Consider the following 21,104-nt stretch of genomic DNA (forward strand, 5'->3'; position numbering starts at 1 on the left):
TCCGGCGCGTCGGTCTGTTACTCTTGAACTTTTGACGACCACGAGCCAATGAGCAAGCTGAAAGATCTCGAATGGTTGTTCAACGGGCGTCATTTCGACCGCGAAATCATCGTCCTTTGCGTGCGTTGGTATCTGCGCTACAAGCTCAGTCCGCGTGATCTTGTGGAGATGATGGCTGAGCGCGGCCTGTCCCTCGCCCACACTACGATCCTGCGTTGGGTGAAGCGCTACACGCCAAGTTCGTCAAACGCTGGAATCGGTTGGCTACGACAGCCGGTCAGTCGTGGCGGGTCGACGAGACCTACTTGAAGATTCGCGGCAAATGGGCCTATCTCTCCCGCGCCGTTGACCGGGCGGGAAAGACGATCGATTCTCGCCTCAGCGCCAGGCGCGACGTGGCGGCAGCAAAGGCGTTCTTCGCGAAGGCAATCAGGACTCAGGGACGCGCTCCTGAGACGATCACGCTGGACGGCTACGCGGTATCTCATCGGGCGGTCCGCGAGATGAAGGCCGACGGGTCGCTAGCCAGGCGAACGGAATTGCGATCCTCGAAGTACCTGAATAACCTGATTGAGCAGGATCACCGCCACATCAAAGCGCGGGTGAATGTGATGCTCGGGTTCAAGCGGTTCCCCAGCGCCGCCGTTACCCTCTCCGGCATCGAACTGATGCATCGCATTCGCAAAGGCCAGTTCGATCTCACCAGCATGCACCTCAAAGACACCACTTTGCCCTCGATTTGGATGGCGGTTCTTTCAGCTCGTTAAGGTTTCCGAAGCATGGGCGATTTCTTGCCTGCCTACCGAGTTTGCACCGGTGCTCAACAAGCATCTGGATTAACGCCCGGAATGGTTCGCAATGCTCTCTATCGCGGCTGGAAAGAGCCGCTATGGCGCGCTGCCCCAGCAGCCGGATACCTTGTGGCAGCACGATGCCGAATTCACCCAGAAGCCCACGAATCTGATTGGCCAGTGCTGTGCGCGATTTGACCAGCCCGGAGCGTGCGCGATGCAGCGACAGAATTGTCTGTTGCGCCTGCGTCTTGACCGGTACGAAGCGCATGTGAGGTCGTTGTATCGCCTCGCAGATTGCTTCGGCGTCGGCCGCATCAGTCTTGTTACTCTTTACGTAAGGTCGGACGAACTGCGGGGCGATTAGTCGAACGGTGTGTCCGAGCTTCGCGAGTTCCCGGCCCCAGTAGTGCGAAGAGCCGCATGCTTCCATGCCAATTACACACGGTTCGAGCGTTGCGAAATACCGAAGTACATCCGTGCGTCTCAGCTGTTTGCGTACAACGATGTGGCCTTGCAAGTCCACTGCGTGGACCTGCAGCACCTTCTTGGCCAGATCCAGTCCCACAGTCGCTATCTTCATGATGAACTCCTATGCCGTGGATATCACGATCTCTCCACTCTGGCACAAACCTCTCCCCGCGTAGCGGGAGTCGTCCATCACATCACAGCCCTCAGCCGGAGGTACGGGGTGGAGGAATGCGAAGTGCCCATCCCCGGAGGAATTTGGGTGCCCGCCAGGGCGGCTGGGCGAACGTTAAACTTCGGTCTGTTCTGCCATCTGCCATCTATGGCTCAGAGACGCTGTACCAGCGGTTCTAAGCCGCCACCACTGGGCAGGTATCTTGTCGCGGCGCGTGATCCATCAGACGGAAGCGGAATTTCTCACCGAGCTTGCGGCCACCGGCAGTCGTAACGAGCGGATCTTGAAAACGTTGCGCGCCAGGGGCGGCTCGGAAAAACGTGATCCACCGGTCAATCACGCGATCCGTTGCATGTACTTCGGCAAATCGGGTTCGGGCAGCACCGCCAGCACCTTCAAACGCTTCAGCGTGCGTTTTTGCGCGACATGCAGATGCGCGCCTAGCGCTTCGGTTGCAGCGTCGACATTGCCATCGAGCAGGTGCCGCAATACCGCGCGATGTTCCGTTAGCGTCGCCAAGTCGGGATGCAGATTGAAGGCGTTGTGGAACGCATGATTCACCGTTAGCGGCATGTGCGCATGCCCGATCATGCGTAGCAGCTTCTTGTTGTGCGCATGCTGCAGGCAGTCGACGTGCAGTGTGCTCTCAAGCCGCTGCAAGCCATCTGCATCGATCGAATCGGGGTCGCGGATCGCACTTTCGATTTCGGCATACGCATCGGTGAGCACATCTTCCGCGAGCAAGGGCTGGCTGGCGCGAAGCGCGGCCGGCTCCAGCAACATCCGCAGTTCATAGTCCTGCGCTACCGCACGCGCGGTCAGCGGACCGGCAAGCCAGTGCGAGTAAGCGGACTTCTCGATCAGTCCGAGATCGCGAAGTCGGTTCAGCGCTTCACGTACCGTACTCCGACTCACGCCGAATGCTTCTGCAGCGACGCTCTCGTCGATGCGGAAATGACCGAACGCGATCCCGATCGACACCGCCGCTTCGAGCGCGTGATAGATGCGCTCGCTGTTCGACGGCAGCGCTAGCGCAACCGGCGCCTCGCCCAAGCCGAGTGTCGCTTCGGACAACGGTGCCCGTAGCGGTTCTGCGACGCTGCCGTCGGGATGTGCGACCAGGTAGCCGCGCCCTTGGAACGTGTGCACCAGCCCAGCGGCATGCAGCATCTCAAACGCCTTGCGCACCGGCACACGGCTCGTGCCGAAGATCCGTGCGACCGGTGCCTCGACCAACACCAGTCCTGGCGCAACGCGTCCGAGGGCGATCGCCTTTCTCAGGTGGTCGTAGATCAGGCGATAGCGTAGTCGGGTGTCCGCATCGACCGCTGCTTCCGCAAGCGTACAGGGCGGCGGCGAAACCGGAGCACGTGTGCGTCTTGTCATCTTCAGGTTTTCTGTGAGTCGTCAGGCTTGCGTGAATTCATTCCAGCGACGCACCAGGTAATTGTGCTCGTCCATCACGGAGTTCCACACCGCGATTCGGCCCATGCGCGACACATAGTTGCCGCCATCGCGTTGCTGACCCGCGGCGATTAGGTGCTTGCTGGTCGGGCCCGGCAGTTCGGACTCAGCGGGCTTGCCATCGTACCAGTAAGCCCATTCCGCAGCGTCGAGATAGCCGCGCGAGCGCTCGGAGTTGGAGATATAGAAGCCCTGTCGCGCCATGGCCGCGCCAGCCCATCCGTCGAGCCACCAGTTGAGGTAATCATACGCGGCATCGAGTACGCGTCCCTGCGCGAGACGCGACAGCGACATCCCTCCGAACCATGCGCGGTAGCCCTCTTTGGGACTGGCCAGCCGGAAGCGCAAACCGGCGCGCTGCAGTTCGACGGCCGCGGGCGACCAGACACTTTGGATCGCGACCTTGTTGGCAATCATCAGTTGCGCAGCGTCTGCAAAAGTCGACCAAAAGCCGGCAAAGTGGCCGCGCCGCTTGAAGCCGATCAGCGTCGAGATCAGCGCGTCGATCTCTTCGATCGTCAGGTTCCCGATGTCCGCGAACTGCATGAGGCCACTGGCCTCGACAGCGAGCGCGGCGTCGATTGCCCCGATCGCAGCATCAGCCTGCAACGCGACGCGACCGGCCAGTTCCGGCGCAAGCAGCCACGCCCAGCTTTCCGGCGTTGCCGCCAGTGCCGGCGGCAACGCGTCCTCGAGATATACGAAGCTGTCCGCGTTGTGCGTCAGCGGTAGCATACTGATGCGCCCGGATGCCTTGCGGGCGAGAGAGCCGTCAGCCTGTACGTAAAGGCGGTCAACCGGAACGCTGCCGGCGCTTGCGCACTTATGCCGCGCGAGGCTATTCGCGCGCGGCAGCGAATTGACTTCTTGCCAGCGCCTGATTCGCGCGAGGTCGATCGGCTGAAGCGCCCGCGCGGGCCACAGGCAATCGATGCTGTGAAACCACTGGTCGTAGATTTCGTAGCTCTCGGGGTGCATCACGCCGGCACGCTGCACGGCCGAGCTGTCGTCGACGATGAAGCGCAGCCGGATCCCCAGATCTTCCTCGGCCTGCTTGCGGATGTGTTCCTGCAGCGTGGAAGTGGTGCCCAGTACACGCAGTTCGGTCTTGCCCCGGTGAACCGCGGGTGCCCGTCCCGGTCGGGACGATGCGCCTGGTGTGTCGTCTGGCGCCACAGGGGGCGAATGAGGCGTCGGCGGATCGGGCCTGCGACGGGAGAGTTTAGCGCGGACTGTGTTCAATGATGAGGTTCTTCGAGGCGTTGGCGGAATCGCGCATATGACGCTTCGACGCTGTCGCGTGCGAGCCCCTCCGTGATAAAGACGAGTTTTGACCACCTCTGGGCATCGGGCCAAGCGTCAAGGTGCAGCACCGGATGGACCATGTGCTGTACGGCGTGCAGGACCGCCGGCTGAGCGCAGCCCGCGATCGACAGCAGGCCTTTGACGCGCAAGATCTTATCACCGTGACGGTTCAGCAGCATAGTGAACCAGATCGTGAACACCTGCCAGTCAATCGGTTCATCGATCTGCATGCAGAACGACACGATGTCCTGTGGCTCCATTCGATCGAGCACTGCAAGCGACGGCATAGCGCGGCGGTGCGCGAGGGACGCGGGGTCGCTCGACCAGGCCCGGTACCTGCCTTCGTCGTGCGCGCCATTGCATCCGGTAGCGCGTTCCGCGGACCGGGCCGAATCGACGCTCGCAAATGTCGCCCCCCTCCCCAGCTCCCGCTGCCCGCTGCCGAGCCTGCGCATCAGGTCGGTCGAGCTAGCGGGAGTGAAAAGTATATCGACTCTTTCCGCCGCGCTTGCGCGTACCACCACTTCCGCCGCCGGGTTCAGTGCCGCGAGCGTGCGGGCCAGCGCGGCAATGTCCGTAGCGTCGACAAGGTCCGACTTGCTGATCAGGAGCCGGTCGGCAGCGCTCACCTGCGCAAGCCATTCCGGATGACGTGCGCGCTGCTGCGCGGCGTTCAGCGCGTCGACCACGGTCACAGTCGCATTCAACGCATAGTGACTGCGGATCACCGGATCGGCGAGCAGCGTCGCGATGATCGGCGCTGGTGTCGCGAGGCCTGTGGTCTCTAGTACCACTCGGGAAAACGGCGGCAGGTCACCGCGCGCGCGTTGCGAAAACAGCGTCGCCAGAGCCTCCTTGAGCTCACCGCGAATCGAGCAGCAGACGCAGCCATTATCGAGCAGTACCGTGCGTGCATTGACCTCACCGACCAGCAGATGATCGAGTCCCACTTCGCCGAACTCGTTGATCAGGACGGCGGTGTCTTTTGCCGCGTCGCCGTGAAGCACGTCGGCCAACAACGTCGACTTTCCGCTGCCAAGAAAGCCGGTGACGAGAGTGACCGGCAGGATGTCGTAACTGGGGCTCATGATGCGGATTTCTTGTCCGCGAAACGGTGGCGGGCGGTGGCGGCCGCTCGATCGCGGGAGGGTGGCGTTGAGGGTGACGTTGCTTCGTCCGCGTCGAAAAGGATGAGCGGATCGAGCGGCCTTCCCAGCATCTGCTCGGCGACGCGCCAAACCTGCGCGAAATCGCCGACGAGTTCGCTTGTGCCCGTCGGGGACGACAGGACGAACGACTGTCCATGAAAATCGTCGAGTCTGAGCCGGTACGAGGCGAGCACGCGGTTCGCCAGGGCCACGTGAATAAGGCGCTGGCGTCGCGTGTTCGCCCCTTTGACTGGCGGGATCGCGTTAGACCAGTGATTGCCGCCGCCTAGCAGCCCACACATTCCACACATGCTCACGCTCCGTCTGGTGGTGGCATGCCCTTCACCAACGACGCTTCGTTAGGAAACGCGCGCGAATCGGCTTCAAACCACAGTGCGAGCAGCACAGGGGAAAGACCGAGTGCAATGGGCATGATATCGGTGTAGTCCGATTACAAAACAACGCGGTCGGCGGACAATCGATCGAGTTCACGACAATGTGTCCGCCGGCCTGCCAAACGACGGAAACCGGGCGCGCCAACTACAAAAATCTTCGAACGCGTTGTCTAAAAAGAATTTGGGTTGATAACCGGTGTCCCGTCTGAGGCGCTCGATGCTCATTGGAGCGCGCGGAATCGATGCAGTCTGTCCGACCGTGCACCGCTCCAGTACTTCGGCGGATTCGTAGCGGAACGCCGGAAAGCGCTGCTTGAGATGTTGACACCACCCCGCCAGCGACCAGCGCATGCCGGCCGACAAATGGTAAATCGGCTCTGGCGTATCGTGCCGGTCGAGCAAGGCGACGATGCCGCTTGTGACGTCGGTCGCGTACACCCAATCATCGCCCGCGCCTCTATGCACGACCGCGGAACCACCCGCCTCTGCGATATCGAATAACTGCAGCGGCAGGCTGAGCGTGTCACGCATCCCAGTGTCGTATTCCCATCGGCCGAACACGACGCCTAGCCGCGCCACCGCAACATTGAGGCCGCGGCTGCTGCGGTAGCGCACCGCGGTGCGTTCAGCCGCGTATTTGCTGATGCCATACATGGTAAGCGGAACAGCCGGACTGGTATGCTCATCCAGCATCGCGCTGGCGGTACCGGCGGCGCCGAAAATTGAACCCGTTCCGAGCTGAACAACGCGGCTTACGCCGTGGCGCAATGCCGCTTCCAGAAGTTCGACCGTTCCCAGCAGGTTTACGGCAAAGATGTCGCGCGCGGCGCGCTTCTCGCGCGCCAGATCCGCGGTAATAGCCGCGCCGTGGACAACCCGGTCGATCGTATACGAACCGAACACCGCGTCGAGATCGGCTGCCACCGATACATCGCCGCGGGCCAGCGATAGCTGGCCGGGATTGCGCTCCAGACATTCGACCGCTGCGGGGGGCGGCGCGCCGGGACCGAACAAAACGACATCTGCGCCCCGCGCCAGCAAGTTCTCCGCAACGTTCAGACCGACAAATCCGGCGCCGCCGGTAATTAAGACCGCCATTTCAGCATCCTTTAAACTGGGCTAAACCCGAATCAGGCTGACACGACTCGGCTTGCCTAACCTAACCCGCCCATCCATGTTCCGCCAATATACGGTTCACCTGTGTCGCTGCGCTTCGCAACGTGGCAATTTCGCCTTCGCTCCAGACGCGCGTGCTGGGGACGTAGTGGAGCGATACGAATCCGAACAGCTCGTCCTGCGCCATCAAGGGTGCAAGCATCTGCGCCTTGACGCCGTACACAGCAGTCAACGCTTTGGGAGGCTTGACCGCGTGGTTCTCGCAATCGCTCTGGATCAGCAGATCGCGGTTCGCTTCCAACCACTTCACCGTCGGCAGACTTCTCTGGTTCATCGAAGAATTCAGTTTGAGCGGCACGATGCCCGGCGCCATCGCTTCGGCGCATACCGTATCCAAGTGGCAGTTGTGAGCGGGAATATCGATACGCACGGTGGTCCGGCTCGCACCGGTCGCCTGCAATAGTGTGGCCATCGTTTGCTCCAGCGCGGTGAGCACCGGATTGTCCCGCAGAAGCTTGCCCCAGCCGTGCAACGGTACATTGATGCCGGTCATCTGCAACGCCTTCCACAGCATCACCCCGATGCTGTCGAAGATCGGTTTGCCCAATTCCGCTTCCATTTCGTCGACAACGACGGTCGCCGGCAGATTGGTGCCGGCGACGACGATGCACTCGGCCTGCGACGAATCCGCCTCACGCAGCAATTGTTTAATCCGCTCGAACGGGACATCGGCGACGCGAATGCTCTCGGTTTCATCGAGCCGGGCGGACTTCACCGCGGTAAATCCCTCAGCCCCGTAGGCGTCAATGATGTTGCGGGTGGGCGCCTCGAAGTACGGAACCGCCAGTCCGAAATGCTTGATACCGTAGCGCTTCAGGACCTCGACCTGCGCCAGTGACGCGGTTGAAGCCGGTACGCCCGTCACCCGGCCGATTTCATCACACAGCGTCAGATCGGCCCTGAATCCCTTGCCGGTCCAGCTGCCCGAGGTGCCGCCCCAGAGCATCGCGTTCATGCCGCCATCTTTCAGGAGCGCCCCCGCGTCCGCCATTCTCTGCGTTTGAAACTGATCGACGTCCCGGGTATCGAGCGTAAGCGTCTTCACCGGCACCCGGCTGAAATGAGTCGAGACCCGGTCGCTGATTGGATGCGTCATTTGCGTCGTCAACAGCTCTAATGCGGTATTCGACGACGGCGTGATGAAACCCACCTTTTTCAAGGCTTTGAAGCTTTCCAATTTTTTCAAACTGCTTTCCACCTTCCGCTCCTTTGGGATGTTGCCAGCGACACAATGTCATGAGGTCAAACCGCACGCTGGTCCTCACAATACGCGCGATCAGGCGATGTAGAGCCCATGCCGACACTATGCCGCCAGCCAGTCACATCGGACTATGAGACCGGTGTGCCGCCGGAAGCTCGCACCGATCCGTCGTTCCCGTACTACGGTCGTCATACCGCTTCCGATGGCAGTTCTTGGGGATAATTTCAAGTGGCGTTGTAGCCGCCATCTACCAGCAGATCGGCACCGGTCATGAAACTCGATGCATCGCTCGCGAGGAAAACCGCGGCGCTGGCAATTTCATCCGGTTGCCCGAGGCGGTTCAGCAGATGCTCGGGGCCCAACTTTTGACGCGCCTGCTGCATCGACCCGAACTGGTACACCAGCCTGTCCGTTTCGATGGCACCGGGTGACAGCGTATTGACGCGGATGCCCTGCGCGGCATGATCGGCAGCCATCGCGCGCGCCATGTTGATCAATGCCCCTTTCACGGCGCAATACACCACCCGGCCCGCACGGCCAACCCCGCCCAACTGCGATGAAATGTGAATCACCGATCCGCCGCCGCTTTTGATCATGTGCGGAATCGCCGCCCGGCTGGCAAGGAAGCAGCCGGTCAGATCGACCGCCAATACCTTGTTCCAGTCGGCCAGGCTGTAGTCGAGCACCGTGCCGATCGGGTCCGCCGTGGCCGCGCAGTTGACCAGGACGTGCACGCCGCCAAATGCGGCATGCACGGCATTGATCGCCGAGCCGACCTCGTCCTCCTGGGTCACGTCGACTTTGAAGGAGCGCGCCTGGCCGCCCGCCTCGGTGATTTGGAAAGCGGTGGTAGCCGCGTTCGACGCATGAAAATCAAGGCACCCGACCGCGGCGCCCGCTTGCGCGTACGCGTGGCTGATGGCGCGACCGATTGCGCCGCCGGCGCCAACCACAATCGCCACCTTACCCTCCAAGGAGTATCTGTCCAAAATTGATGCCATGCATATTCCCTTTTTTCGGAAGGTTAGATGTACTGACGCTTGCCGCTGCCCGTCGCGACTGTGTGAACGAACAGGCCTCTCGATCCGCGCGCTTTCAGTAGCATGTTAGTCTTTCAGCGCTTGGAGGAACGTCTTCTGGCCGTCCTTGTATTGGTAGATGGACACCGACGTGTTCAGCAAATCTCCGTTCGGCTTGAAGCGAATCTGACCGGTCACCCCAGGGTAATTGGTCGATGGCATCATCGCGAGAATTCTTGAGGGATCGATGGATTGAGCTCGCTTCATTGCATCTACAATGACATAAACCGCGTCGTAACTGTATGGCGCGTAGCTCTGGATTGGGACATTGAAGCGTTTCTCATACGCATCCTGGAAAGCACGTCCACGTGGCATCTCCGACAAGGCAACGCCGCCCTCGGAACAGTAGATATTTGCTGCGGCCGGACCAGCAAGCGAGCCCAGGTTCGACGTACATGCACCATCGCCCATCAGAAGTTTCGAATCCATCTCCAGTTGTCTGGCCTGCTTAGCCATTGGGCCACCCGTAGCATCCATTCCCCCGAACATGATCATTTGGGGACGGTCGGCTTTGATCCTCGTAAGAATCGCTCGAAAATCGACAGCCTTGTCATTGGTGACCTCGTGGGACGTCACTGCGAAGCCTTGTGACTTCGCGCTTTTTTCGAATTCTCTGGCCAGGCCTTGACCATAGGCCGTCGCATCGTCAACGACCGCCACGGATTTCAGGTGGAGATTTGATGCTGCGAACTTGGCAAGAGCCGGCCCCTGGTCAGCATCCGTTGCAACCAAACGAAATTCCGTCTTGAACCCTTGCATGGTTAAAAGCGGGTTTGACGCTGCGGGAGTGATGTTGGTAATGCCAGCGTCGTTGTAAAGTTTCGAAGCAGGGATGTTCACCCCAGAATTAAGGTGGCCGACCACCGCGACGACCTTGTCATCGATGAGTCGCTGCGCAGCCTGCGTACCTATTCGCGGGTCACCAGCGTCATCCTGAGAGTCGAGTTGCAGCTTTACTTTGTGACCATTGATGACAAGTTCTGCGTGATTGATCTCCTCTACGGCGAGGCGGGCGCCGTTTTCCAGATCCTTGCCCACGTGTGCGGCGGCGCCTGTTAGCGGAGCGATGTGCCCGATCTTCACTACGATTTCGTCCTGCGCAACCGCGCCTGTTGCCGCGCCAAGCGCGGCGAGAGCGAAGACGGCAAGCGAGGAAAGATGTCGTACATTCATTTGTTAATCCTTTTAACGATATTCCAATGAGTTTTGTCTTCGCTCTGTCTAAGCGCCAGTAGCTCATTTCAATGAGAGGTCTTAATGTGGAATCAGGCTCTGTCGCTCCTTCCACGCCAATATGTAGCGGGTGTGACGAGTGGTGGGCCGTGCGCATGCAGCTTCCAGTACGCCTCGTGCAGACGAGCAGTGCTACGAGCTGGACCTTTGTCGGTCACCTTTTCATCGATCATGGTGACGTGACCTGCAGCTCGGGCAGCGCGACGCCGAGCCTGGCGGCGAGCGGCTTCCTCATCAGCGTCCCCACGTATTGCGAATTGGAGATCGACAGCATGCAACGTGGCCCGAGGCCCAACTGGAGCCACCGGCTATGCGTGGCCGCCGTCGAGACCGTCCTGGCGACCGGTTCATCGAGAGGCTGCGAGCCTGTACTCATTGGTTCTCTCCAGAATGCATAGAGTCGCGCTCAGCGGCGATGCGCACGAGCGCTCACCCGAAGCCAGGTCAGCCGCGCGGATTGTTCGCCAGGAAGTCGTCGGCCATCTCGTCGCAGGTGCAAAAGCGCACGCCGTCGTGCGCGCGGAAGTAGGCGATCAGGCGCTCGAGCATCAACAGCACCTGCGGACGACCGGCGACGTCCGGGTGGATCGTGATCGGGAACACTGCATCGTCGTATTCGCGATAAACCCAGTCAAACTGATCGCGCCACATCTGCTCGATGTCGCGCGGATTGACGAAGCCATGGCTGTTCGGCGACTTCTTAACGAACATCATCGGCGGCAGGTCGTCGAGGTACCAGTTCGCCGGGATCTCGACCAGACTGGTTTCCTGCCCGCGCACCAGCGGCTTCATCCATGTGCTCGGGTGCTTGCTGTAGTCGATTTTGGTCCACGTGTCGCCGACGCGAACGTAGTAGGGGTGAAAGTCGTTATGCATCAGGCTGTGGTCGTACTTGATTCCCTTCTTGATCAGCAGCTCGTTCGACACTGGGCTGAATTCCCACCAGGGCGCCACGTAACCCGTCGGCCGTTGGCCCGATAACTGCGTGATGAGTTCGATACTGCGGTCGAGCACGGCCTCTTCCTGCTCCGGCGTCATCGCGATGGGGTTCTCGTGGCTGTACCCGTGAAGGCCGATCTCGTGGCCGGCCGCAGCGACTGCCTTCATCTGTTCGGGGAAGGTTTCGATCGAGTGCCCCGGGATGAACCAACTGGTCTTGAGATTCTCACGCTCGAACAGCTTAAGCAGACGCATCGAACCGACCTCTCCCGCGAACATCCCACGCGAAATATCGTCGGGCGAGTCTTCGCCGCCATAGGAGCCGAGCCAGCCCGCCACGGCGTCGACGTGAATACCCAGTGAGATAAGAATTTTCTTAGTCAAGTTTTTCCTCTTCCTCTGTCGATTGGCATCGTGCCGCATAGGGCGGCGCGGCGTCTATGTATTTTGTTGTCAAGATACGTTTATTAAAGCCTGACAAAACGGCATAACATATAAGGGTAATCACTTATAGAGAACGTGCATCCAGGTCAGGCCGCCAAGCCGTTTCCAGCGCGGCCAGCATCCCGGCATGTTCGCCACGAACGCACGCATTCCCTTTCCGGACGAGCCCACATTCCCGAAGGGCTATGGCATTCACGCCAATTCTCGTGAAATAGCCGTGCGGGCGTTACTTTCAATGAGGTTGGTTGCGATGATTTTTCGGACGCTAGGTGTCCTGGCGGGCGTTTCGAGTTAAGCCGGACGCTTCTCCAGGGATCGAGAAAAGCGTCCGATGAATCTACGCCACATCCGCACAACTGGATGCAGACGCTTGAATCTGGCTCAGCCCGCGTGGAACGGCGGCCAAGGCGAAATGCCCGCCACTTGCAGCAGTAGAACGACGTTGAGGGCCAGCACAACGACCGTGCCGATCACAGCAGCGAGCGTTGTCGAGCGGCGGTTCCGGTAGCGGCCCATCAGGTCGCCGCGCGACGTGAACCAGACCAGCGCGATCATCGGCACAGGCAGGGCGATGCTCAACACCACCTGGCTTAGCACCAGCGCGCGCGTCGCATCGACGCCCCAAGCCACGACGACGAAGGCCGGCACCATCGTAATCAGCCTTCGGGCCCACACTGGAATATGGAAGCCGACGAAGCCCTGCATGATCATCTGTCCGGCCATCGTGCCGACAACCGAACTCGATACGCCGGACGCAATCAGCGCAGCAAGGAAAAGACCCGCGGCCGCGCCACCGAGCAGCGGAGTAAGTGTGCGCCATGCGGTTTCGATGCTGGCGATCTCAACGTGGCCGGCATGGAACGCGCTCGACGCCATGATCACCATCGCCATGTTGATGAGCCCGGCGACGCCCAGCGCGACCACCACCTCGATGTTCGAAAACCGCAGCAGCTTCGCGCGCTCGCCTTCGTTGCGCGGCTTCGCGCGATTCTGCGTGAGTCCCGAATGCAGGAACAGCACATGTGGCATCACCGTCGCGCCGATGATGCCGACCGAGATCGTCAGAGCATTGCTATCGGGCATGCGCGGCGTGAAGGTATGCGCAACCACCGAAGACCAATGCACCGGGGCAATCAGCAACTCGGCCAGATATGACAGGCCAATCACGCCGACCATTGCCGCAATCGCCAATTCGAGCGGACGAAAGCCGCGTTTCTCGAACTGCAGCAAGCCGTAGGTGACGGCTGCGGTGATCAGCATGCTCGGCAGCATCGGCAGATGCAGCAGCAACGACACGCCGATTGCGCCGCCGACGAATTCGGCCAGATCGGTCGCCATCGCCGCGATTTCGCTAATGACCCACATCGCAAACACGCAGCGTCGCGGCAGCGCCGAGCGGCAAAGCTCGGCGAGATTGCGGCCGGTCACGAGCCCGAGCTTGGCGGACAGCGATTGAAACAGCATCGCGAAGATATTCGCCACCGCCACCACCCACAGCAGCGTATAGCCGTAGCCGGCGCCGGCCTGAATATTGGTCGCGAAGTTGCCGGGGTCCATGTACGCGATCGACGCCACCATTGCCGGTCCGACGAACGGCAGCATCGCTCGCAGGCCGCGCCGCCGGCCCGCCAGTGTTTCCCGGATATCGAAACAGGTCTGCTCGGTGAGCGTCTGCGGCACGGCCGCCTGACTCATCGCTTCGTTCATGACTGCGCCTTTATTGTTCATTGCCGCAAGTGTTGCAGGGGCATTGTCGCGGCTCTCGTCTCCCAAATGAGCATTCGACAATGCGACGCCTAGCAGCCGCAAGGCGTCTGGCGGCTATCGCTCAGCCGATCGCGTGCTTGTCCAAACACGTCGCTAGGGGCAGGCAGACGTGGCACCGTTCGTGAACGGTGCCAGCTTTTGCCAAGGCGCGGCCTGCTCAAACGCCGCCGCAAGCGACAGCAGCAAAGCCTCGCCGCCCAAAGCAGTGACGAATTGCAAACCGATGGGTGTGGAACCGCTCGGTACCGGCGCGGGAAGCGACATCGCTGGCAGTCCTGCGAGACTGACCGCCGCTGTGAACGCCCCCGGCGCGCCGCTTTTAGCCGGCTCACCCGCAATGGCGGGCGGCGAAGGCTGGTCACGGAGCCAGCCCGCAGTTGCCATGACGGGCGTGACGATTACGTCGAAATCGGCGATAGCATCGCGCAGACGCCACCGAAACAACGTCAATTTGTCGATGACCTCGACGTAACGATCGGCGGATACATCGCGGCCGGCCTCCGCCATGGCGAGCACCGCAGGCGTAACGTCCTCACGCCAGGTGGGGATATCCTTCACCACCCGAGCGATCCCGACGTTCACGAGTGCGTTGAAGATATCGCGCGCCACCTCGGGATTCCAGAGCGGATCGATAAGAAGCACTTCATGCCCCATCGAGCGAAGCACCGCAACACCTTCGTCGAAAGCGCTAGAGACCGTAGCGTCCACATTCTCCGCAATGGCGTTCCCCGGGAAACGCACGAATGCGCCGATGCGCAGGCGCCGGGGCAACTCCGATTGAAAGGGACGATCCGCGATGGCAGCATAAACCGACGTCAAATCGGCAACGCTACGGGCGAAGGGACCAATCACCTGCACATCATGCGCCAATGGCAAAAAGCCATAACGGCGCGGGACACTGCCGATTCCGGGCTTCAGGCCCACTACACCCGTTTGTCCCGCTGGCTTGCGGATCGAGCCTCCTGCGTCCGTCCCGAGCGAAATCGGACATATTCCGGCAGCCACCGCGGCAGCGGAGCCACCGCTTGAACCGCCTGGGGTCATCGCCAGGTTCCAAGGGTTGGCGGTAGAACCGAATACGCGATTGTATGTATAGCCCGCCATCGACAACTCGGGCGTGTTTGTTTTCCCGAGAAACACGCAGCCGGCTCTTTTCAGTGCGGCCACGGGCAAATCATCAGAGGACGGAATAAAAGATGGGTATAGCAAGCTGCCCCACGTGGCACGCACGCCGCCCACATAAATATTGTCCTTGATCGTAATTGGAATGCCGTCGAGGTCGCTCACCGGCGCGCCTCTTTGCCATCTACGAGTGGCCGATTTTGCCGCAAGTCGAGCGCCGTCTATATCGAGCGTCACGACCGCGTTGATGTCCGCGTTGACCTCCTCGACACGTGACAAAACGCTTTCGAGCGCCATCTCGGGGGTGGCGGCACCACTTGCGAAGCGCGATCGAAGGTCGCTAGCGTCGCACCTCCATAGCTCCAGCGTACTCATAGAATGGAGTTCTTTCATGATGAAGACGTCTTCTACCAAGCCCTGCGGCTTATTAAAAAAACGGCGCCCCTTACACAAGGGCCACCGCTCAAGGCGATAGGCGCGGGCGAAGCGAGCGGGAAAGCCTAGCGCATCCTGAATATCACCCCATCTGATTGTTCGACTCTTCCCGAATGAGTTGGATTAGTCGATGTGCCAGATCTCCGAACTCGGGGCTGAAGCGGTCCCGTGGGTTCTTGAAATCGACGTCGATCACCTCTTTAACCCTGCCAGGCCGTGTTCCCATGACCACGATTCGATCGGCCAAAAAGATGGCTTCCGAAATACTATGCGTGACGAAGACGACGGTCTTCCGTTCATGTTCCCAGATCCGTTTCATTTCATCCTGGAGGGTCTCGCGCGTTTGTGCATCAAGCGCGCCAAATGGCTCGTCCATCAGCAGGATCGACGGATCGTTCGCCAAAGCGCGCGCTATCGCGACGCGTTGCTTCATCCCTCCCGACAAGTTCCGAGGATACATATGGGCGTTCTTGGCAAGCCCCACCTTGCCGAGATGCTTGAGTGCGATATCTCGTTGATCGTTCTTGTTTTTACCTTGAAACATTGGACCAACCGCCACGTTCTCGAGGACCGTACGCCAGGGGAAAAGCGCATATTCCTGAAACACCATCCCACGGTCTCTGCCCGGGCCGCGAACGACATTGCCATCGATCAGGATGTCTCCCGTCGTCGGCTCGAGAAATCCCGCCATCATGTTCAAAAGGGTCGACTTGCCACAGCCCGATGGCCCGAGAAGACAAGTAAAACTGTTTTCATACAATGAAAGATCGACGCGATCCAAAACCGTTTTGCCTGAAAACGATTTTGTGACACCGCTTATCGAAATCTTCGTCGTACGCGCCGCGACTGCTTCGGAGACCATATTTTCACCGCTCTGTCGCATATTCATTTACTTGACTCCGCGCGCCATGCTAGCGCCTTCCCTTCCAGAGTTTTCAGGATCCAGTTGACGATGTAGCCAAAAAAACCGACCACTGCGGCACCGAACAACATCTGCGAGACCATGAAGTAAATCCTCGCATTGTTGATTAGATAGCCAATGCCCGAATCAGCGCCGAGGAACTCCGCCGCCACGATCACAAAAAAGGCCAACGCGATGCCCAGCCGCAGACCCGTAAAAATCGAGGGCAGCGCCGATGGCAATATCACGTATCTGAACATCTGCGTACGCGTTGCACCCAGGCTGTTGGCCGCCCTTATCAACACCGGATCGACATGCTTAATCCCTTCGACAGAGGTGATGAATATGGGGAAAAACGCCGAATACGCAATAAAGGACACTTTGGAGAACTCGCCGATACCGAACCACAAGACCAGCATCGGCAGGAACGCCAGCGGCGGTATCGGACGTAATATCTCTATCAAGGGCTCGACGAAAAAAGCGACTGGCTTGCACACCGCCACCAGGAACGCGGTCAGTACGCCAAATACACAGGCAATCACAAACCCTTCGCCAATTCGGGACAAGCTTGCAAGGATGTCCCCCTGCAACTCGCCGGTCCGCGCCGTTTCAATCCCGCTTTTGATGACATCGATAGGACCAGGTAACAGGTTAGGATTGACCCAACTGAAGACCCGGGCATTGAGATAGGCGAACACGAACCACAAGAGGATAACCGCTCCCGCGGAGATCAAGGTCCTGTTGGCCTCAACTAGGCGACGGAAGTTCATGCTTGCGGCCCCCACGTCACACGCGCCGGCGCGACCGCTTTAAGCGCGTCTGGATAGATCCCCGAGTTAATATCCGCGGGTTTCAGGATGCGATGATTGGCAAGCGCCCATGTCGAGATCGAGTTGTACGTGTTGGCCAAAGGCTGGGAAATCGACAGGCTATAAACACTTGAATCCGTCATTGCCTCGAGCGGAGCGGCCGGGATCTTCAATACAGCTTCGAGCCCCTCCATCGCCTTACTTTTATTGTTGAAATATACTTCCTCGGCCTTGATTAGCGCTCGAAGCAATGCCTGTGTTGTATTTGGATGCGCGCTCAGCCACGCCGGATTGGCGACCAGCGTCGAGTTCTGATGCAGAAGCTTGTCTGCTTCTGAAAGCTTCTGTGGGGGGTGCGTGAAATAAATTGTGTTGCCCGTTGCGTAAAGCGTGCCATTCAACTGCTGCAGCCGATATAAAAAGGGCTGCCACGACAAAAGCATGTCGACATCGCCTCGACTCGCAGCCACCACCCCTTCGCTCGGCTCCATATTGATCATGCGAATCTTCGTATGATCGAACCCATATTTGGTACCGAGTCCTGACAGGATGAGCGGGTTGTTTACCCCTTCCGTAAAGGCGCACTTTCTTCCTTCGAGCTCGCGCGGCGTCTTCGGCTGAAATTTTGGCGCGAGGACAACACCGTGCCCCCCCGATATGTCAGCGAATGCGCAAACGATCGTGGTAGGAACATTGCGCGACGCCAAAACGATCTGCGTCAATGGATTGCCTATGCCAATGGGGAAGCCCCCGCCCATGATGTTCAGTACATCGCCACTCGACTGCTGCCAACGAATCTTGACGTCGATACCCTCCGCCTTGAACAAACCAAGGTACTCCGCCACCGCCAGGTGCATACCCAGTTGCGGATCGCGTACGCCCAAGAATTCGAACGACGTCAACTCCGGCGTCCCTGCGGCTCTCGCCAGGGAAGGCAGTAACATAGAAGCCGACATCACACCGAGGAAATCCCGCCTGCTAATCTTAGCCATCGTCTTTCATCCATTCAGCGTGGTTGCGGCCCGGAAAGGGCCCACGACCACTAAACAAAAAAGTTTTAAAAAGCTCTACTGCCTCGCCAGCTTCTTACGCTTGTAATGCATGGACCGCATCGATATCGACCTCCGCACCGTGGCCGATGCCCGGGGGCACCTCCACCAGCCCGCGCGCAATGTTCAATGGGCTTTTGACGACATCCTGAGAGAGATAGCCGTTGGTAAAGCTGACGCCGGTCTCCAGATCTGGCACGGTCGCGGAGAAGTGGGCCATTGCGCTGGCCCCAATGCTGGACTCGGCGATCTTGCAGGCGAGGATCGTTCGATTTCCTGTTGAATGACAAAAGTCGACCGCTTCCTGAAGGGGGAGATAACCACCCAGCTTGATCAGTTTCAGACCGAACCAACGCACACCCACTTGCGCGTTGTGTTTGACGTCTTGCAGGTCATGGATACCCTCGTCGGCGGCAATATCGATTAAGCCGAGATGCGACAGCCGCCCAGCGCCCGCGACGTCCTTCGCGCCGAGCGGTTGCTCCAGATAGTGCAGTTTCGAGCCAACGACGTTTTCAAGAAATACCCTGCTCTGGGATTCATCCCAGCCCATGTTGGCATCCGCCGAGATAGCCATATCCCAACCGCACAGATCCCGAATCGCGGCCACACGCCGCGCGTCGGTTAGCGGATCGTTCGCCCCAACCTTGATCTTTATGTGTCCGATCCCCATGCGTCGAGCGGTGCTAGCCTGCTTCAGTTCCTCGGCCTCGTCGTCATCGCCGATGATCAGCAGTGCCGGAATACGGTTGCGCTGGAGATCGCCGAAAAGCTGCCACATCGGCACCTTGCGCTGACGGGCGAACAGATCGTATAGCGCCATGATCACGGCTGCCTTGGCAGCGGTGTTGGCGCCCACACTGCGGGCGATGCATGTTTCAAGTACCCGCAGATCATCGAAGCTCGCCAGCTCTTGGCCGATGATGGACGGTGCTATCTTCTCGCTTGCGCATGCGTACATGGTCGATTGCGTTTCGCCCGTCATGGTCGGGGCCGACGCCGCCTCGCCCCATCCCACGACATTGTCGGAGCAAGTGAGGCGCACCAACACATTTTGCGCGACCTGAATGCGCTCGCTTGCAAGCTTCATGGGCTTGCACAACGGTAGATTCACGCGAAATACATCTACTTTTTCAATATTGGCCAAAGTCCATCTCCCGGGAATAAACGCTTAACGCCGGATCAATTTATGCGCGTCGATCGCATTACCCAACAGAAATTCCTCGACGGTATAGTGATCCGATGCCAGTCCGTAATCGAGCTTGCTGACAACAAGATCGGGCATCTTTTGCCCGACGCGCGTCCAGGCAAAGCGAATGCCGTCCTTCACGCCGCAAGCGTAGGTATTCGCTTGCCCGACGACTCCAGCGAGGATGATCCGCTCCGGCGGCAGACAGGCAGTGACAGAGAAGAGCGCGCTTCCCAAGGCGTATCCGCCGGCATAAAAGAGCTTCCCGGCCGCGGTGTTTCTGGCGTCCGATAGGCGAATGACATCGAGCAGTTCCTGCGGGTCGAATTCGTTGAGATTTCCGCCATCGCTGAACAGATCCACCGACTTCAGGCGCCTGATGATTGAGTGACCGGACGCGCTCGTCAGAAGACAGCCGCGGGCGCCGCAGATGCATCTTTCCTCTTTCCCCGAAATGGGGATATGCGCGAACAGCCGTTCGTCTTGCTGATTGCCATACGAGCGGCCATTGACCAGAAAATTGGCGCCCATACCGAAGGCGACATGCACCACAAGCGCCGTGTTCAGGCTTGCTTCCTGCCCTTGTCGCTCGTCGTCCTTGTGCGCGGCCTGCTTTTCGAGAATGACCTTCTCGCCGATATTGATCGCTTCGCCGATGGTGGCCAAAGCGACTGGCAAACCCAACAATTGCTCGAGCGGATCGGCCACGTTCTGCCCGTTCAATCCGTTGATCGATGACGCAATGATGTTCCTGCTTGCTTTATCGACTGAGCCCACCGTCGTGATGCCGATACCGAGGATATTGCTGACCGCGATATCAAGCGTCTTGACGACTTCCCGAACCTTTTCCGCGATCATCAACGCGGCTTCCTCCCCGGATGCGGAAAGTATCTCGGGAAACTCGACGCGCAATATGCGTTTTCCGAGCAGATCGAGCACACTTATGCTGTGATCGAACGCCGTAAGGCAGATAGACGCGACATAGGCCGCGTCGGCGACGATATCCAATGCAATATGTCGACGCCCAGGCCTCCCGGAGACAGGTGCCGTTTCCGTTTCGTATAACAAGCCGTCATCGATCAGTTCGCGCACGATTCGCGAAATGCCCGCCTCGGTCAGACCGATGCGCTCGGCGATTTCGCTGCGTGACAACCCGCCGCGCCGACTCAGACACCACAAGACAAGCGCGCGATTGTGGTCGCGAACCTGCAACACGTTGCTGCCTAAGTCGCGCGGCCACATCATTCGATCCATGCCACAGCACGAATCGGGCTTCCGGTGCCGCCGCGGATCTTGAGCGGAAAGCCGATGAACTTGAATCTTCCCAAGCCGACCAGCAGATGCAGATTGTCCAGGCCTTCCATATGGGTAAATCCCATATCCCTGCAGACGTGGTGCACCTCGAAATTATTGCGCCCTGGTCGTCCCGGACTCATGGCCTCTACCCCAAACATGTTTATGCCGCGATTTCCCAACCACGTCGCCGACTCCTTGGTAAGGCCTGGGAAATCCGTGACATGCTCCGGCGTTCCTATTGTTCTGTGGTTGAAGTCCATGTACAGGAAGACCGTATCTTTCGGTTTTATCTCTACCCCGGCTGCTTTCTCGGCCGCCTGGAGATCTTCGATGCTGATGTCGCTCTGCAGTGGCTTGTGCGACAAATCCAGGCAAACCGCCTCGGTAAAGAAGTTTTCGATGGGCATATCGGCCATCGTCAAGGCGTCCTCACTAGCATCGAAGTGACAGGGTGCATCGACATGCGTGCCCGAGTGTTCGCCCATGACGAGCACGTTTACGGCGGTGGAAAATTCATAACCGTCGGCAATCCGTTTCTCCGCGTGGGTCGTGTAGGGGGTGATGCTGACGGTCGGGTGATTCGGCAGCCGTTGCATCTTGTGCGTTATTTCGCGGCTGAGATCGATGAGCTTCATTCGACATTCCTTGTGGAGTTGAAAATGCGGGTGACGCGGTCCGTCCATCGTAAGGGACGGGTTGGTTACCACCTACAAGCAAC

General features: G+C 59.4%; 18 protein-coding genes and 2 pseudogenes. 1 reads left to right on the forward strand and 19 read right to left on the reverse strand.

The genetic code is table 11. The features are described from left to right. The first annotated feature begins 48 nt into the window (after positions 1 to 48). Positions 49 to 767, forward strand: a protein-coding gene (locus tag ABQJ48_RS22970) for an IS6 family transposase (protein ID WP_367840299.1) whose coding sequence is annotated in 2 segments (ribosomal slippage) — positions 49 to 238 and positions 238 to 767 — 720 coding nt in all. Because the reading frame shifts where the segments join, the coding sequence is not laid out codon by codon here. Between the two features lie 28 nt (positions 768 to 795). Here ABQJ48_RS22970 and ABQJ48_RS22975 read toward each other — a convergent pair. From ABQJ48_RS22975 to ABQJ48_RS23065, 19 genes and pseudogenes are all read right to left on the reverse strand, one after another. Beyond that, positions 796 to 1,374 (reverse strand): annotated as a pseudogene (locus ABQJ48_RS22975) (IS110 family RNA-guided transposase); the annotation flags it as partial. A gap of 396 nt (positions 1,375 to 1,770) precedes the next feature. Continuing rightward, a complete protein-coding gene (locus ABQJ48_RS22980; protein ID WP_367840300.1) occupies positions 1,771 to 2,820 on the reverse strand; it encodes a GntR family transcriptional regulator in 1,050 nt (349 codons plus the stop codon). A gap of 21 nt (positions 2,821 to 2,841) precedes the next feature. After that, positions 2,842 to 4,074, reverse strand: a complete 1,233-nt coding sequence (locus ABQJ48_RS22985) for an ABC transporter substrate-binding protein (RefSeq protein WP_367840301.1) — start codon at positions 4,072 to 4,074, stop codon at positions 2,842 to 2,844. A gap of 62 nt (positions 4,075 to 4,136) precedes the next feature. Then, positions 4,137 to 5,291, reverse strand: a complete 1,155-nt coding sequence (locus ABQJ48_RS22990; RefSeq protein ID WP_367840302.1) for a CobW family GTP-binding protein — start codon at positions 5,289 to 5,291, stop codon at positions 4,137 to 4,139. Next, the gene (locus ABQJ48_RS22995; protein ID WP_367840303.1) at positions 5,288 to 5,545 is read right to left on the reverse strand and encodes a hypothetical protein; all 258 of its coding nucleotides are present in this window, start codon (positions 5,543 to 5,545) and stop codon (positions 5,288 to 5,290) included. The genes ABQJ48_RS22990 and ABQJ48_RS22995 overlap by 4 nt, the downstream gene beginning before the upstream one ends. A 294-nt stretch (positions 5,546 to 5,839) precedes the next feature. Next, positions 5,840 to 6,844: an NAD-dependent epimerase/dehydratase family protein gene (locus ABQJ48_RS23000; protein ID WP_367840304.1), complete on the reverse strand. Its 1,005-nt coding sequence runs from the start codon at positions 6,842 to 6,844 to the stop codon at positions 5,840 to 5,842. 61 nt (positions 6,845 to 6,905) lie between these two features. After that, entirely contained in the window at positions 6,906 to 8,120 is a 1,215-nt protein-coding gene (locus ABQJ48_RS23005; RefSeq protein ID WP_367840305.1) for an aspartate racemase/maleate isomerase family protein, read from the reverse strand. Positions 8,121 to 8,347: 227 nt separating this feature from the next. After that, positions 8,348 to 9,085 (reverse strand): SDR family NAD(P)-dependent oxidoreductase, encoded by a 738-nt coding sequence (locus ABQJ48_RS23010; protein WP_367840306.1) that lies wholly within the window; start codon positions 9,083 to 9,085, stop codon positions 8,348 to 8,350. A 144-nt stretch (positions 9,086 to 9,229) separates the two neighbouring features. Further along, positions 9,230 to 10,375, reverse strand: a complete 1,146-nt coding sequence (locus ABQJ48_RS23015; protein ID WP_367840307.1) for a branched-chain amino acid ABC transporter substrate-binding protein — start codon at positions 10,373 to 10,375, stop codon at positions 9,230 to 9,232. Positions 10,376 to 10,613: 238 nt separating this feature from the next. Continuing rightward, a pseudogene (locus tag ABQJ48_RS23020) lies at positions 10,614 to 10,811 on the reverse strand (oxalate/formate MFS antiporter); the annotation flags it as partial. 68 nt (positions 10,812 to 10,879) lie between these two features. Next, positions 10,880 to 11,758: a polysaccharide deacetylase family protein gene (locus tag ABQJ48_RS23025; protein WP_367840308.1), complete on the reverse strand. Its 879-nt coding sequence runs from the start codon at positions 11,756 to 11,758 to the stop codon at positions 10,880 to 10,882. Between the two features lie 441 nt (positions 11,759 to 12,199). Further along, positions 12,200 to 13,525, reverse strand: a complete 1,326-nt coding sequence (locus ABQJ48_RS23030; protein WP_367840309.1) for an Nramp family divalent metal transporter — start codon at positions 13,523 to 13,525, stop codon at positions 12,200 to 12,202. A 153-nt stretch (positions 13,526 to 13,678) separates the two neighbouring features. Beyond that, entirely contained in the window at positions 13,679 to 15,100 is a 1,422-nt protein-coding gene (locus ABQJ48_RS23035) for an amidase (protein WP_367840310.1), read from the reverse strand. A gap of 124 nt (positions 15,101 to 15,224) precedes the next feature. Then, entirely contained in the window at positions 15,225 to 16,031 is an 807-nt protein-coding gene (locus tag ABQJ48_RS23040; protein WP_367840311.1) for an ABC transporter ATP-binding protein, read from the reverse strand. After that, a complete protein-coding gene (locus ABQJ48_RS23045) occupies positions 16,028 to 16,813 on the reverse strand; it encodes an ABC transporter permease (RefSeq protein ID WP_367840312.1) in 786 nt (261 codons plus the stop codon). The genes ABQJ48_RS23040 and ABQJ48_RS23045 overlap by 4 nt, the downstream gene beginning before the upstream one ends. Continuing rightward, positions 16,810 to 17,844 (reverse strand): ABC transporter substrate-binding protein, encoded by a 1,035-nt coding sequence (locus ABQJ48_RS23050; protein WP_367840313.1) that lies wholly within the window; start codon positions 17,842 to 17,844, stop codon positions 16,810 to 16,812. Before ABQJ48_RS23050 ends, ABQJ48_RS23045 begins: the two co-directional genes overlap by 4 nt. Before the next feature lie 94 nt (positions 17,845 to 17,938). Continuing rightward, complete coding sequence (locus ABQJ48_RS23055) at positions 17,939 to 19,048, reverse strand: mandelate racemase/muconate lactonizing enzyme family protein (RefSeq protein ID WP_367840314.1); 1,110 nt, start codon at positions 19,046 to 19,048, stop codon at positions 17,939 to 17,941. Positions 19,049 to 19,072: 24 nt separating this feature from the next. After that, a complete protein-coding gene (locus tag ABQJ48_RS23060) occupies positions 19,073 to 20,344 on the reverse strand; it encodes an ROK family transcriptional regulator (RefSeq protein ID WP_367840315.1) in 1,272 nt (423 codons plus the stop codon). Beyond that, complete coding sequence (locus ABQJ48_RS23065) at positions 20,332 to 21,021, reverse strand: cyclase family protein (protein WP_367840316.1); 690 nt, start codon at positions 21,019 to 21,021, stop codon at positions 20,332 to 20,334. Before ABQJ48_RS23065 ends, ABQJ48_RS23060 begins: the two co-directional genes overlap by 13 nt. Positions 21,022 to 21,104: the final 83 nt, after the last annotated feature.

The sequence above is a fragment of the Paraburkholderia suaedae genome, from assembly GCF_040812055.1.
In the GTDB taxonomy this organism is placed as follows: Bacteria; Pseudomonadota; Gammaproteobacteria; order Burkholderiales; family Burkholderiaceae; genus Paraburkholderia.

Excerpts from the sequence above, each read along its gene's own strand:
- ABQJ48_RS22980 (WP_367840300.1), bottom strand. The coding sequence starts at position 2,820 with ATGACAAGACGCACACGTGCTCCGGTTTCGCCGCCGCCCTGTACGCTT.
- ABQJ48_RS22990 (WP_367840302.1), bottom strand. The coding sequence starts at position 5,291 with ATGAGCCCCAGTTACGACATCCTGCCGGTCACTCTCGTCACCGGCTTT.
- ABQJ48_RS23000 (WP_367840304.1), bottom strand. The coding sequence starts at position 6,844 with ATGGCGGTCTTAATTACCGGCGGCGCCGGATTTGTCGGTCTGAACGTT.
- ABQJ48_RS23015 (WP_367840307.1), bottom strand. The coding sequence starts at position 10,375 with ATGAATGTACGACATCTTTCCTCGCTTGCCGTCTTCGCTCTCGCCGCG.
- ABQJ48_RS23030 (WP_367840309.1), bottom strand. The coding sequence starts at position 13,525 with ATGAACGAAGCGATGAGTCAGGCGGCCGTGCCGCAGACGCTCACCGAG.
- ABQJ48_RS23035 (WP_367840310.1), bottom strand. The coding sequence starts at position 15,100 with ATGAAAGAACTCCATTCTATGAGTACGCTGGAGCTATGGAGGTGCGAC.
- ABQJ48_RS23040 (WP_367840311.1), bottom strand. The coding sequence starts at position 16,031 with ATGAATATGCGACAGAGCGGTGAAAATATGGTCTCCGAAGCAGTCGCG.
- ABQJ48_RS23045 (WP_367840312.1), bottom strand. The coding sequence starts at position 16,813 with ATGAACTTCCGTCGCCTAGTTGAGGCCAACAGGACCTTGATCTCCGCG.
- ABQJ48_RS23050 (WP_367840313.1), bottom strand. The coding sequence starts at position 17,844 with ATGGCTAAGATTAGCAGGCGGGATTTCCTCGGTGTGATGTCGGCTTCT.
- ABQJ48_RS23060 (WP_367840315.1), bottom strand. The coding sequence starts at position 20,344 with ATGGATCGAATGATGTGGCCGCGCGACTTAGGCAGCAACGTGTTGCAG.
- ABQJ48_RS23065 (WP_367840316.1), bottom strand. The coding sequence starts at position 21,021 with ATGAAGCTCATCGATCTCAGCCGCGAAATAACGCACAAGATGCAACGG.